The organism is Moraxella sp. K127, assembly GCF_015223095.1.
Lineage (GTDB): Bacteria > Pseudomonadota > Gammaproteobacteria > Pseudomonadales > Moraxellaceae > Moraxella.
The window spans coordinates 16,270-31,127 of sequence record NZ_JADFBZ010000038.1; the positions used below are offsets into that span (position 1 = coordinate 16,270).

A 14,858-nucleotide genomic window follows, 5' to 3' on the forward strand; every position below is an offset into this window, starting at 1 on the left:
AGCATTGGGGTAAATGGTTTATGATGAAGCTGATAAAGCCCATCTCATCGTAACCAAAACAGTCATTAAACAATTTCAAGAAATGGCTGATGATGACCCTAATAAAGAATTTTTGGCAGATAAGATTGTCAAAAATCCAAATGTTCCACAAGAAATCAAAAATGAAGCAGTAAAACATTTGCAAAATGTTAGTATATTGCAAGATACGATTGTAAAGAATGGTTTTGGTTCTGGTTTTGATGGTTTGGCAGAAATACAAAATATTAAGGATATCAATCTTGAATTTGCAAAAAGATTGATAAAAGAGGCGAATTTTTCCCAAAGATTTAATAGACTTCTTTCCAAACCCCGATTTTTGTGGATTTTTAAAAACTTCAACCCCAATACTTATAAAGGTTTATTTTTAGTTTGGAAAGAGATTTAATATTGCCGCCAATGTAACTGATTTTTTAAATCATATCTATGATAGCTTTATTGAAGGATGGAAAACGGGGAATTGGGATAAATTTAGGGATGATATTGCCGAGTATGGGCAGGAGATGGTTCTAAGCATTGTTGTGGGCTATGTGGTTATTACTGGCTTAACGGCGATGGCTGCGGCAGGCGTTGTTGGTGCAGAAGCTGCATTAGTTGCTCTTGCTGTGGCGGGTGTGGCAGCAACTCTGTATGGTGTTTATGAGCTTTATCAAAAAGTTCGAGATACTGATTTTAATGAACTTATTGATATTACAAAACAAAATTTTAAAGAACTCTTCGAGAATAATAAGGATTGGTTGAATAAGCAATATAACGATGTTATTAAAGGGTTTGCAGATGTTTTAAATCAATTTACAGCTTGGGGAGAGCAAGGCAGTCTTCAACCATTGCTTTTAGCGTATAAGGATACTATAGAGCAAAGTAAAGGTGCGATAGATTTTAAATATATTAAAACGCAAATTGAAAAAGATAATCAACTTGCAGGCACAGAAGAAGATGACATTTTAAGTGCCAAGACATCTAAAAAAGGTGTGGTTGCATATGGCGATAAAGGAGCGGATAGTATTATTGGTAGCCAGTATCAAGATATTTTGTTTGGTGGTGAAGGTAATGACCGTTTATATGGTGAACAAGCTAATGATACTTTGATTGGTGGACTTGGCAACGACACCCTAAACGGCGGTGAAGGCAATGACACTTTAATTGATGAAAGTGGCAATGAAACGTACGATTTTATCGGCGATTTTGGACACGACACGATTTACGACCAAGACGGTAGTGGTGTAATCAAGATTAACTATTTAACTTTAAAAGCGACTAAAAAAGTTACAGATGGTAGTTGGGAAACATCACATCAAGACTATGTGATTACGGTTTCAAAAACACAAGAAAATACGGAAGGCTATTATAGTAGACTTCTTTCCAAACCCCGATTTTTGTGGATTTTTAAAAACTTCAACCCCAATACTTATAAGGGTTTATTTTTAGTTTGGAAAGAGATTTAATGATGACAGTCCTTACCGCCCACGCCCAGACGAATCCCCCACCCAAGGCTACATAAAAAAATACTACGACCCCATCATCCTAGACCTAGATGGCAATGGTGTGGGTATGGTGTCTAAGTTTGGCGTGCTATTTATGATGAGCGGGGGAGCGATGTTTGACCATGATGGGGATGGTATCGCTATACAGGCAGGGTGGGTGGCAGTGAATGATGAATGGTGGGAGATGGTGGTGTAGGGGTGGTATTTTTGAAATTTGTGTTGGGTATTTGTTTGTAGAAACGAGAATTTTTTTGTGATAGTATTAACGCAAACTATAATACGGATTGAAAATTTGTGAAAAATAATGATTTAAAATTTCAAGACATAACCATTGTATTTATGCAAGAACTATCTCCATTTAAAGATAATTATGTTTATATTTTATTATTAATGATTGTTTTGTCAATAGTTGTATATTTATTTTTTGGAGAAAATTATTCTGGTATTTTGCCTTTTTCTAAAATAATGGAAACGGGTGTTTTTTCCAAAATAATAAATGATTTTCTGACAATCTTTAATATATTGACAGTTGTTGCTATGCTATTTAGATATATGTTTAAAACTTTATCTTATCGCACTAGTCAACTGATGAAAAAATACACATTGTTATGTCGTGAGAAACTACCATTATATCAACATCACACACCTAGTAGAATAAAAACCGAAATGTTTGTATTTCAGGCATTCTTATGTTCAGCAATTCTATTTTGGTTTTGGATATTAATTTTTCACGATGAAAGAAAAAGCTTGTTATACGAGCTTTTTCTTTCACATTTTATTTTAGTCTTATTATTCATGAGTTTTATGCATTATGCAGTTTATTACTTAACTCTTATGAATATTGTTTTTTGGGAGCAAAGAAAGTATGTCATGTAAAAGAAAATTAACTGGTCATCAAGTTGCTGAAACTGGTTACTTTAATAGTCTAAATGGTATCATCTCCAGAATTGACTATCAAACTGGTAATAAAAGTCAAACCCTTCTTTGGGGAAAGGTTGGTAATTATTATAGTTTAGCAAGGGCTGGGGAGCTTTTTGTTTCAGGAAATCATGAGAAAGGAAATCAGGCTTTGATGTCTTTTGGGGCGGGCTGGACTGCAGGTGAATTGACGGCAATGGGTGTCGCTAGGTTTGCTTTGGTAGGTGCTGCAGGAACTGCTTCTTGGCCTGCTATATTGGTAGGTATAGTTGTTGGTTCGGCAGTATCAATAGCTATTGATTACTATTTTTCAAATAAAGATTGCGACCCAGACCCCACCGAACCCTACCGCCCACGCCCTACCGAATCCCCCACCCAAGGCTACATAAAAAAATACTACGACCCCATCATCCTAGACTTAGATGGTAATAATGGTGTGGGTACGGTGTCTAAGTTTGGCGTGCTATTTATGATGAATGGGGGAGCGATGTTTGACCATGATGGGGTAGCGACAGCGACAGAGCGTATGGCGGTCAATGATGAATGGTGGGAGATGGTGGTGTGACATATTTTTTGGAGATGTTCTTATGAATGAGCATTATAGTTTTTCAAGATTAGCAAAAAAAATTCTAGTAAAACCTAAGTTTTTTTTTCTGCTAATTCCCATAATATCACTTTGTTTATTATTGTTTACCCCTAACCAATACAATGGGTTTACTACTCACTCAAAATCTCTATATGGAGAATATGAAGGTTTAAGACTGGCTGTAGATTTTATCTACATCATTGTATTTTTGACTATTCTTTATGTGCAAATAAGATATTTATTTGTTAAAAATGAGGTTAAGTATTATTGGAAGCATGGATTGTCTAAAATATTTCAGATGAATGGCAATCCTAAGGTTTTGTCTTTTATATTTTATTTGTTGTCCTTTGTGTTTCTAACAACAGCCTTTATGAGTTCAGCAAATCCAAATAGATATCTTTTACCTGTAAGCTCAGAAAAAGATATCTTGGTATTTATTCAATATTTTTTTTATATTTTTTTAATTTATTATCCGCAATTAATATTTTCATTAATTGCCCTGCTACCTAAGGAGGGCTAAGATGACTTGCAACAATAAACACGACATTCCCGAATATGTTGGTGCAATGGCAGAAGTTAATGACACCTTTAAAGATATAATCTTTAAGCAAGCTAATGCTGAAGGTAAATTTTTAAAGCTAGGAAGTGCATTAAATGTACTGCAAGCTGGGGTTCATGCCAAGCATGGTGAATGGGAAAATTTTTTTCAAGACATAGGAGTTTGGGCTGCAACCGCTGCTCTGTCAGCTGCTATAGCACCTATGGGCATTCCTGCAATCATTGGGACTGCGGTACTATCTTTTGGTTTTGGATTGAGTTTGAATTATATGATTGATAAACTTCAGTGTCCTGACCCAGACCCCACCGAACCCTACCGCCCACGCCCAGACGAATCCCCCACCCAAGGCTACATAAAAAAATACTACGACCCCATCATCCTAGACCTAGATGGTAATGGTGTGGGTACGGTGTCTAAGTTTGGCGTGCTATTTATGATGAGTGGGGGAGCGATGTTTGACCATGATGGTAATGGTATCGCTACACAGGCAGGGTGGGTAGCGGTGAATGATGAATGGTGGGAGATGGTGGTGTAGGGACGGTATTTTTGAAATTTATGTTGGGTATTTGTTTGTATATTGTTAGGTTTTGTTGTGATACAATTAAGCCGATTCTGTAGGCTTTAATGTCTCAACAAAACAAGGTTTTGCAGAAAGTCTATTAATTACTTTTATTTTATTTAAATCATGGTTTCATATTCTACAAAAGCAACTTGGTTAGTATCAAAAGAGATAGCACCTTTTGGCGGATTCTATATTTTTTCTTATATCTTAGTTATTTTTTCATCAATATTTTTAAATCTTATTTTTGCTATAGATTATGGTGGTTTTTTTAATTGGTCTCAGACGATTGATGCAAACTCTGTGGTTAGAATGACACACGATTTTATTGTTTTGTATTTAATATTTAGTTATATTTGGTGTTTTTTTAAATATATATTCACAAACTTATCTGATTCAACAAATGATATTATTCGCTTATCTTTTGAGGAATTTTTTGATAATATGAAAATTTATCAAAACCTCAATTCATATCAATATCATTTTGTGTTGTTATTGCTATCAATATTATCCTTGAGTGTAGCAATATTGATTCTGCATTTATTCACTATGGAACATGGTGGTTCACACACTAGAGTGGGTCGTATGTTTGGTAGCGGTTCTTTTCAAGCCATTATATATACTGGCTTAATGAATCTAGCTATGTTTTTTGTTTTTATTTATTCATTTGTAATATGGGAGCAAAGAAATTATGTCTCAGAATAACTGTGAGACCCCTTGGGGTCAAACACTGGCTTGGAATGCAGCGAACAGCTTTGTTGGTGCAATCGATGAAGCTCTTAACAAAAAGAGTCTTATTATTGGACTTGGCAAGGTTGGTAATGTGTATTCAATCGGAACTATGCTTGCCAAAGCGATGACTGGCGACCATCAAGGAGCTCATGAAACAGGAGCTTCTTTTATTGGAGGTTTTGTTGCTGGCGCAGTAGTTACGGCTCTCATGGGTTCGGCATTAATCCCCACTCTAATCTCTATCGGTACAGCAACCTATGTTAGTTATAGAATAGATGATTATTATAACCAAAAACGTTGCGAAAAAAGAGATGAATCCGAACCCTATCGCCCACGCCCCGACGAATCCCCCACTCAAGGCTACATAAAAAAATACTACGACCCCATCATCCTAGACTTAGATGGTAATGGTGTGGGTACAGCCTCTAAATTCGGTTATCATGGAGCGATGTTTGACCATGACGGTGATGGGGTAGCGACAGCGACAGGGTGGGTGGATAAGTCCGATGGGCTGCTTGTCCGTGATGTCAATGGCGATGGTAAGATTAATGATGGCTCAGAGCTGTTTGGGGATAATACACGCCTTGATAATGGTGAACTTGCCACAAGTGGCATGGAGGCACTTGCCGACCTTGATGATAATGGTGATGGCGTGATTGATGCCAATGACAAGGCATTTGCCCAATTAAAAGTATGGCAAGATAAAAACGGCGATGGCATTAGTAGTGATGATGAACTTATGAGTCTGGCAGAGCTTGGCATTGAAAAGATTGACCTAAACAATAAAGAGACTGTTAATAAAGAGGTTGATGGCGGTATTATCAAAGAGCAAGCAACATTTATAAAAACAGATGGCTCCATCCATACCTTAGCTGATGTCAACTTTGATGCGGACAGCATTCATACTCGCCATCTAAATAAAGTAGAGCTAAGCGATGAAGTCAAAGCTCTACCGGGTGTCTATGGCATGGGTAGACTGGCTGACATACAGCAGGCGGCGATGAAGTCTGATGAGCTGGCTGATATATTAGGAAAATATGCCAGTGCCACAAGCCGAACAGCACAAAAAGCCATGCTTGATAAACTCATGACCGCATGGGCAAAAACCGACCCATCATATCAAGATTCAGACATTTTAATCATGAAACAGCAAAACATCAGATGGACACAAAGCAGTCAAGACGACAAGAATGCTGTTGAAGTTTTGTTAAGACCAAACGAAGCATTGCCCGCCCACATCACTCATTACACCCCACCAACAACAGCGAATGATGAACTAAAAGCCAAAGTTAAGTTTATTGATGCCATTATGGGCATATCGCCTACCAAACATTTGTATGAAATTAATCGCAGTCAAACCAAAATCTTTGAAGATAAATACAACGAAGTCAAGGACAGACTCTATCACAATCTACTTAATCAAACCATCTTAAAACCCTACCTAGAAGCCATCGATGTATATACCAATGGCAAAGAAATGGTGATGGATTTTGGCAAATTTGAATCCATGCTATTATCCAAATATCAAACTCACCCATTAGAAGCCTTGGAGGACTTAAAGGATTTAATCAAGTTAAATGGCGGTGTTCTTGAAGTGGGTGGTTATGAAAAAGCGTTTGCACTACTCCAAGAATGGCGAGATGAGTTGTCTGACAAACACAATCTCAAAGAGTATGTTGATAAGATGTTTGCAGACTTTGATATTGCCCATGCAGACAAATCAAAACTCAATAACATCATCAGTCTAGATGATAAAGATGATAAAACCTACAATGCCAATGCCAGCAATGACATCATTATAATCAACGCCAAAACTGGAAAAACGGTTCATGGCGGTCATGGCGATGATGTGATTGTGTCTGGCGTAGGAGATGATTATCTATCAGGGGGCGATGGTCGCAACACTTATGTCTTTAGCAAAAACTGGGGTAAAGATTTTGTGCATTATGACAATACAGGCGATGGTTATGACAAACTTGTCTTTACAGGTGGCAACCATGCAGACTTTGATTTTTATCGCCAAAACAGCAATCTTATTGTCAAGTCAGGCGATAATCAGCTAACTTTGTTGGGTGTAATGGATGCACATTCCACCAAAGAAGTTTATTTTAAATTTGATGATAAAATAATTTTACTCACAGAGATTTTGAAAGAGCCGATACAAAACCTACCAGTATCACAAAGCGATATTTACATCAACGGATGGCGTGGCTCTGACATTCTAAACGGCAACGCAAACAATAATCAGCTCTTCGGCTTTGATGGTCATGATGTGCTTATCGGCGGTACTGGCAATGACATTCTAACAGGCGGTGCTGGCATAGACAGTTACCATTTCTCTTTGGGAGATGGTATTGATACGATTATTGAAGAAGATTATTCAAAAGAAGCAAGTCATATTGTCTTTGATGACGTTGTTTCTGATAAGATTGGACAGGTGATTTTTAATGGTAATGACTTGGTTATTCACTATGGCGATGATGACAAAATTATCCTAAAAAGCTATCTAAATAATAGCAATAACGCTAAGTTAAGTATCGGCTTTGCTGATGATAGCGTTTGGTATCATGAGGATTTGATGTCTAAGGTGGTTTTTGTGGGCGGTGATACCCATGATGTTATCACAGGGACACTAGACAACCATCTTAACATCATCAAAGGTTTATCTGGCAATGATACTCTGCGTGGCAATCTCCATGCCATCAATCACATCTATGGTGGGCATGGGTCTGATACCATTTATGGCGGTAGCAACCATGACATTATTCATGGAGGTGATGATAACGACACTTTGCATGGCAATGGTGGCAATGATATGCTGCATGGCAATTTGGGCAATGATTTTCTTTATGGTGGTGAAGGTAACGACATCTTGGAGGGCGATGCAGGGCATGACACCTTATATGGTGATGAAGGTGATGACATACTGATTGGTGGTGATGGCAACGACTGGCTAGAAGGCGGAGCAGGTGCCGACACTCTCATCGGCGGTCTTGGCGATGATACTTACATTGTTGATGAATTTGACACCTATTTGGAAGAAGGCAAAGACTTAGAGGGTGGGTATGACACCATTCACATCGCCTCTGATTTTGATTTGTCCAGCAACAACTTTGAGGCGGCAACCTTGCTAGGTGATGGTGATTTTAGTGTGATTGGTGATGAGTTTGATAACATCATCACGGCGAATGGTGGTAATAATCATTTGACTGGTGGTTTGGGTAATGATACCATTCATGGCAATGCAGGTGATGACATGATTTATGGTAATGAAGGCAATGACACCCTTGATGGCGGTGATGGGGATGATTATTTGGATGGTGGCACAGGCATTGATGAAATGATTGGTGGCAATGGCAACGACTACTACATCCTTGACAACGAATTTGATACTGTCATTGAGCATTTTGCTGCTGATAGTGGCACAGACACCCTAGAACAACACATTGACCGTTCTTTCTATAACTTTGACGAGTTTGGTAATCCCATTAAAACAGGTTCTTATCATCAGCTCTTTGACAATGTAGAAAACCTTATCTTAAAAGGCGAGGCAACAAAAGCCTTTGGTAATGACCTAGATAACATCATCACACTAAACAACAAAGACAACTTTGTTAATGCCCTAGCAGGTAATGACACCATCATCTATCAAAAAGGCGGTGGGCGTGACACCATTCTAAGCACTGACAGCTTAGAGAGCAAAGACACTTTGGCGATTCATGGCTATGATTTGTCAGAGGCGATGTTTGTGCGTGTGACCAACACAGCAAGCAATCATGACATGCTCCAAATTCGCTTTAAAGGCACAAACGACCAAATCACGCTCATAGACTACTTTGCAGAGCAGGTAGAAGGCTTTGACAATCGCATGGATGAAATTACCTTTACAAAAGGCGGTAATACTACCACGCTATCTCAAAGCGAATTTGAGGCAAAAATATTTGCCCAGACTAATAACCGAACCCCTTGGGTGAACAAACATCCAAGACCCATCAAAGGTGAGATTGGCAAAGCCCTATCCATTACCTTTGATAAAGACACCATCAAAGACGTGGATGTTTATGACAGCGAGCTGTCTTATCGTCTCACACTTGCCAACATGGGGGCTGATGGACAGTACGAGCCACTACCTGATTGGCTCTCCTTTGACCCCAGCACACTCACCTTAACAGGCACGCCACCCAAAGAAGCGGCAGGCAATCTTCAATTCATCTTATGGGGCGAAGACAGCTTTAATCACAGTGCAGGGACGTATGTCAACCTTAGCATTGCTGGTGCCACAGTGGATAAGCCCACAGAGACATCTCCATTGGCCCCTGTTGCCATTGGTGATACCATCAAAGACACCCAAGGCAATGACACCCTAAGAGGCACAACCGCCGATAATACTTTTGTCTACACAAAAGGCATTGACACCATCATTGATAAAGGTGGTAATGACACGTTGGTGTTTGGTAATGGTATTACCTTTAATCAGGTAGGTTCCACTCTTTTGATGTCAGGCAATGATTTGATACTGCGAGTAAACGGTAGCACCACCAATCAAGTGACACTAAAAGACTTCTTTGGCAGTGCCGACAGCGTTATCGAGACCATCAAGTTTGAGACAGGCGGTCAGATTGATTACAAGAGAATCTATGAGCTTTTTGGCAAAGAAGTACCAACAAAGTCCGATGAATCAGCTCTGCCACCTGCCGTAAGTCCAGATGTCCATGATAATGCACCGCTAACCATCTCAAAAGACAATCACATCATCGCAGATGCTCGTGCCAACAAGCTTTATGGCACATACGGTCATGACCAATTACAGGGCTTAGCAGGGGCAGACACCTTAGATGGCAAAGCAGGACATGACATTCTCATCGGTGGCAGTGGTAATGACAGACTTATCGGTGGCAGTGGCAATGACCTATACTACTTCACCAAAGGCTTTGGCAAAGATACCATCGTTAATACAGGCGGTGGCTATGACAACATCTACTTTGATGGCATAAGCTTTAACCAAGTTGGCAGAGGTCTTACCAAGATGAATAATGACCTTATCCTAAAAGTATCTGGAAGCACTGATGAGCTGACCATCAAAGACTTCTTTACAGGAGGCGATAATGCTGACATCAATATCAGCTTTGCTGATGGCGGTAGCATTAGTGCCACAGAGCTACTTGGTCTATTCAAGTCAAGTAAAACTGCCACTCATACAGACATTGACGGCTTTAACAAAGCACTTGATGTGTCTTTGGCACTAATGGAGGAATTTAAGACCCTCACCACAGAGGGTGGTACGACAATTATTTAAGCTTGGCTTTATTTGTGTTTTATCTTACGTCCTCAAATTTAGGTTTGGGGGCGTTTTATTTGGGTTGTCTGGGGTGGTGTTTTGCAGTTGGTTAATGCACCCAACCCAAATCCATGAATTTTTTATGGAAAAAACATAGAAAACACAAAAACCAATTTAAAAATGGTAAAATTTGTGTATAATCTAATCCACTTATCATTTAGATTAAAAGTATCAATAACTCACCCAAGGATACGTTATGCCCAAAATACCCAAAATATCTAAGCCATTCCCCAAAGCACTAAGCCTAGCCATGGCAGGTGTATTACTCTGTGCCTGCCAGTCTGCCCCCAGCACGCACAGCACCACACCCACGCCTGCCCATAACATCACGCACATTGACAAAAGCCTGTCACCATCCAAACTGGCACAGCACGACCTAGTCACGGCACTACGTCAGCACATGAATGCCGAGCGTTATGCGGTGTCCACTTATCATTATGCCGTCAAGCCCCTAGCGGTCAGCGAGATTGACAAAGACTCAGACAGTGCCTTTACCACCTTTATCAAGGTCATGGATTATAAGGACAAGGCTCACAAGACTGACGATGATACAAGCGAACCTTATATGACCATCAGCGACTATTTGGGGGATGATGGCGAGCTTGGCGACTTACCTTATCTACGCTATGATGACGAACAACATGGACTCACCCCCGATACCGTAACCCGTGTAGTCGGCATGAGCGAAGAATATCAAGCGGTGTCAGATGAGATTAGAATGTTGGCATATGAGCTAGAAAGCCATGCATTTACGTCTGCCTACATAAACATGGGTGATTTTGTCAAAGATACTGGGCGTTTTGACCAACAAGCCTTTAAAAAGTACATCAATGACTTTGACCGCTCTTTTCAAGCAAAAGCCAATGCCTTGCTTGCCACCGCCCAAGGCTACCAAAAACAAGACATCCGCCAACTACAAGCCTGTGCCACCACTTTTAAACAGGGTGCCATAAACACCGCCAAGCACATCAAAACAGCTGATGATATTACAAATCATGTCGATGAGTTATATTCATTGATAACTTCTGTAAATGCTTGCACTCATGCTGTTACTGGCGAAACACAAGTACTTCATCCTTATCATTACATCTCCAACCAAACAACCCAGCAAGAGTTACAACAACAGGCAAGTGCCAAAGAATGTGCCACTCATGCCACCACTCAAAATCAGGCTTTGATTCAGTCGGGAAAAGACTACATCAAGCATGCCGATGAATTTAATGCAGTTCATGAAGAATATATATCATGCTATGAACCGTTAGTAGAGTCTGCCATGGATGACGATGATTATTATGAAAGCCATGACCCCTACTCGGGTGTGTTCGGCTCACTTCGTGCCTATCGTGAGATGAAAGAACAAGAGCGTGAGCAGGGCAAAACAGACGTACAAAGCCGTGATTATGGGCTGTCGTCCTTGCTTGGGGGGATATTTAAAATGAACCAAACCCCTGAACAGGTCACCGCCCAAAACCTATATCAATATCAGCACCTAAGCGTCCAAGGTCTCTCCCACCATGAACCGAGTGCCAAACGCAGTCAGCATTTGTGGTCGATTGACTATGACAGTCCCACCGCCACTTATTCCATGCAACTGCCTGTGCGTGCCGACCACGCCAAAGGCGAGCTGACCGCCGATGTCTCAGCCGTCCTGCCATTGGTCGCACTCATCAGTCCCAAGCACGCCCCCCTACCCAAAGACGTGCCAGACGGCCTGATGTCCTTTGCCCTGCCTGATGAACTACAAAAACAGATACCTACTGACATAATTTATACGGCAATCACTGACGGCATCATCGCAGGCATGGACGGACTAAATGGCGAGAAGTTTACGCCCATGGACATCAGCCAAGACGTCTTTGCCAAAGAAGTCGGGGCAAGTCGTGCCATCAAGGTTGAGTTTGGTGCCAAAGAAATGGGCAAAGCCTACGCCATCATCGCCAAGCACGTCGGGCGTGATTTGCATGCTTATGTGGACAAGCACCCCGAGCATTATGCCGACAAAGTCAGCGACCACACCGACACTGACAGCAACCCCATCAGCACGCCAAACACCGTCAAATCCATCATTGATAACTTTACCATTCTAAACAGCAGTTATCGCACGGATGACGTGGGCGGACTGTTCGGGGCGGTTGAAGGAATATTGCCTTTTGCCTTGAACACGACCAGCTATGTCTATCTTGACCGCCAAGGCAACATCATCGCCACCCAGACCCTAAGCAGTCTGGACGAACACATCAGTGGCATGACCACCCAAAGCCTAAACCAAGTCCGCTATGACAAGGGGCTGTTTGACAAACACGCTTTGGCACGCCAATTTAAAGACGCCTTTACCAAAACGACCGCCGTGGACGGCGTGGCACTCATCAAGCAAGCCAAAAAAGAAAACGACCAGCAATATGAAGCACTCATGGCACGCTATGGTTATGATTATGAGTCAAGCCCATCAGATGACCACGAATGCGAAGGCGATACAGCCTGCGCAGCAGCCGAAGCGGCAACGGCAGCAGCAATGGCGGCAGAAGAAGCAAGATAACCATTTACAAGGCTTGTCCCCATTCTTGGCTTGATTTGGTTAAATTAATTGGTAAAATTGATAAAATCGGTAAAATCGGTAAAATTAGCAAAATTGCTAAAAACCAGCATTGCCATACTGAAAATTTATCTCTGACAATTTAACTTTACAAATCAATACCTTATCATCAGCCAAGATTGGGACTTATCCCGATTAATACACTCATTAAGGAAAACCATGAAAACACTACCTTATCGCACACTAAGTCTGGCTGTCGTTAGCTGTCTGATGACCGCCTGTGCCACCACACAAGCCCCACAGTCTACCACCACAAGCCACGACCATCACGCCAAAGAAGTTCTAGCCAAAGCGGTCAAATCACAACTTCGCTCATCATTTAGCTACGAGACAAATGCCTACGTCTCTAACGACATCCGCCGTCACGCCCTAAAAGACGTCACCGACAGCACGCCAGCTGATGACTGCGAAGCGGTGCATGACCATGCTTATGTTCGCCTACTTCGAACTGCCGAGACGGACAATCTGCCCATCAGCGATGACAAATACCAAGCCCATCGCACCAAAATCAAAGACGACTTTTTGGCATGCCGTGATGAACAAGAACAAGCGTCTGCCTATCAGCCTTTTGACTTTGAAAATTTTTATGAACAAAGCGGACAGCTGACCCCTGATGAGCAAGAGCAGGCATTCATCCATGCCGTCAGCACTCACCTAGACACTCAGACCAGCGAGCCATCTGCCCGCCCTGCCACACCCCTAGACGCCAAAAAAGCCGAGCTATTGCACGAATATCTCATCACCCCATCTGGCGTGCGTGTGGTCGGCAGTTATCAGCCCCTACAAGGCAAGTTTACCGCCTTACCCATGCTAGACTACACCGCCAAAAACCTGCACATGTCCATCAATCAGCCCCTATACATCGACCTAAAAGCAGGGGGTATTTATCTGTGGGCAGATAACTTTGCTCTACTAAACAGCGAACTGCTTGATGCCAAACTGGGCGACAGCTGGCAAGGCAAATGGCTGTACATCCCCATCAATGACGGCAGTCTGCCCGAGAGCTTTACCCGTGATTTGGTCAAAGCCTACCTAAACGCCAAAAAAGAGAGCTTTATGGCACTGCCCCAAGACGGCTTTGTCATGGCAGGGGCAGATGAGCTTCGCCAGTTGCCATTTATCACCAATAACCTGCCTGCCGATAAACTAACTCTTATCCAAAACACGCCCACCATCATCAAAAATAACGTCAAAGACTCTGCCAAAGCGTACAGCGACTATGTCTTTGCTGACACACTCTACCAAGAGATGACCGCCAAATATCCAACACTCACTCAGCAAATGCCCGATTTTTATGAGCGTGAGATTATTGACGGTGAGAGCGTGATTCATGTGATAAATGCCGACAGCGACACCGCCCAGACAGAGATAGAAGCAGAGACGGACGCCGCTGACGAGAGCCGTGATGACTTTGTGGTTAATAGCGAGCTACTCATGCGTGGGCTATTTTTGTATCTGCAACGGCAAATCGAGAGCTACTATGGCGAGCTACACAGTACCGATGACACGCCCCAAGAAGACCGCCCTGTCTCCAAATACGCCCCTGCCACGCATTATGGTGTCTCACACGGCAAAATCGCTTGGGTACATCAGCGTCACTATCTCACCGATGACACGGTCGGAGCCAGATACATGGATAAAGCAGGCGTGACGGGCAGTGAACCACTATTTGTAGATGTCTTTACCCAAATCTTTCAAAACGCCAAACACATCAATGAGTTTGCTCGCCTGCCATCTGCCAGTCAAACGCCCAACGCCGACAACAGTATCAATCTCTTTACCTACCAAGACGCCCTACGAGCCAGATTCAAAGAAACAGGCGAGAAGCCACCGTTTATGGAGCATTATTCTCGTTATGCCTTGGGCAGTGCCAGTGATGACGATTATGGTTATGATGACTATGATTATGAAGATTATAGCGATGAGCTTTATGAAGATTATCTTGATGAAGATTATCTTAATGAAGATTATCTTGATGAAGACATGGATAATAACGGCAAACCAAGCGATAAATGAGTAGGGCGATTTTAATCTATATAAAAAGGGGATATAA

At 41.8% G+C, this 14,858-nt stretch carries 11 protein-coding genes; all 11 read left to right on the plus strand.

Features of this window, described 5'->3' with window-relative positions:
* Window positions 1-13 precede the first annotated feature (13 nt).
* The gene (locus tag IM753_RS09065; RefSeq protein ID WP_065256425.1) at window positions 14-424 is read left to right on the plus strand and encodes a hypothetical protein; all 411 of its coding nucleotides are present in this window, start codon (window positions 14-16) and stop codon (window positions 422-424) included.
* Between the two features lie 115 nt (window positions 425-539).
* Complete coding sequence (locus IM753_RS13320; protein WP_065256426.1) at window positions 540-1,481, plus strand: calcium-binding protein; 942 nt, start codon at window positions 540-542, stop codon at window positions 1,479-1,481.
* 106 nt (window positions 1,482-1,587) lie between these two features.
* Window positions 1,588-1,716 (plus strand): hypothetical protein, encoded by a 129-nt coding sequence (locus IM753_RS13325; RefSeq protein ID WP_255518656.1) that lies wholly within the window; start codon window positions 1,588-1,590, stop codon window positions 1,714-1,716.
* 98 nt (window positions 1,717-1,814) lie between these two features.
* Window positions 1,815-2,396: a hypothetical protein gene (locus IM753_RS09075; RefSeq protein ID WP_194109130.1), complete on the plus strand. Its 582-nt coding sequence runs from the start codon at window positions 1,815-1,817 to the stop codon at window positions 2,394-2,396.
* Window positions 2,397-2,589: 193 nt separating this feature from the next.
* Window positions 2,590-3,003, plus strand: coding sequence for a hypothetical protein (locus tag IM753_RS09080; RefSeq protein ID WP_227713122.1), 414 nt, complete (start codon window positions 2,590-2,592; stop codon window positions 3,001-3,003).
* A 22-nt stretch (window positions 3,004-3,025) separates the two neighbouring features.
* Complete coding sequence (locus tag IM753_RS09085; protein ID WP_194109132.1) at window positions 3,026-3,544, plus strand: hypothetical protein; 519 nt, start codon at window positions 3,026-3,028, stop codon at window positions 3,542-3,544.
* A gap of 1 nt (window position 3,545) precedes the next feature.
* Entirely contained in the window at window positions 3,546-4,118 is a 573-nt protein-coding gene (locus tag IM753_RS09090; RefSeq protein ID WP_194109133.1) for a hypothetical protein, read from the plus strand.
* Between the two features lie 150 nt (window positions 4,119-4,268).
* Window positions 4,269-4,847 carry a hypothetical protein gene (locus IM753_RS09095; protein ID WP_065255363.1) on the plus strand — a complete coding sequence of 193 codons (579 nt, stop codon included), beginning with the start codon at window positions 4,269-4,271 and terminating at the stop codon, window positions 4,845-4,847.
* Window positions 4,834-10,170 (plus strand): calcium-binding protein, encoded by a 5,337-nt coding sequence (locus IM753_RS09100; RefSeq protein WP_194109134.1) that lies wholly within the window; start codon window positions 4,834-4,836, stop codon window positions 10,168-10,170. Before IM753_RS09095 ends, IM753_RS09100 begins: the two co-directional genes overlap by 14 nt.
* Window positions 10,171-10,408: 238 nt before the next feature.
* Window positions 10,409-12,748: a hypothetical protein gene (locus IM753_RS09105; RefSeq protein ID WP_194109135.1), complete on the plus strand. Its 2,340-nt coding sequence runs from the start codon at window positions 10,409-10,411 to the stop codon at window positions 12,746-12,748.
* Window positions 12,749-12,964: 216 nt separating this feature from the next.
* A complete protein-coding gene (locus tag IM753_RS09110) occupies window positions 12,965-14,821 on the plus strand; it encodes a hypothetical protein (protein WP_194092686.1) in 1,857 nt (618 codons plus the stop codon).
* Window positions 14,822-14,858 lie beyond the last annotated feature (37 nt).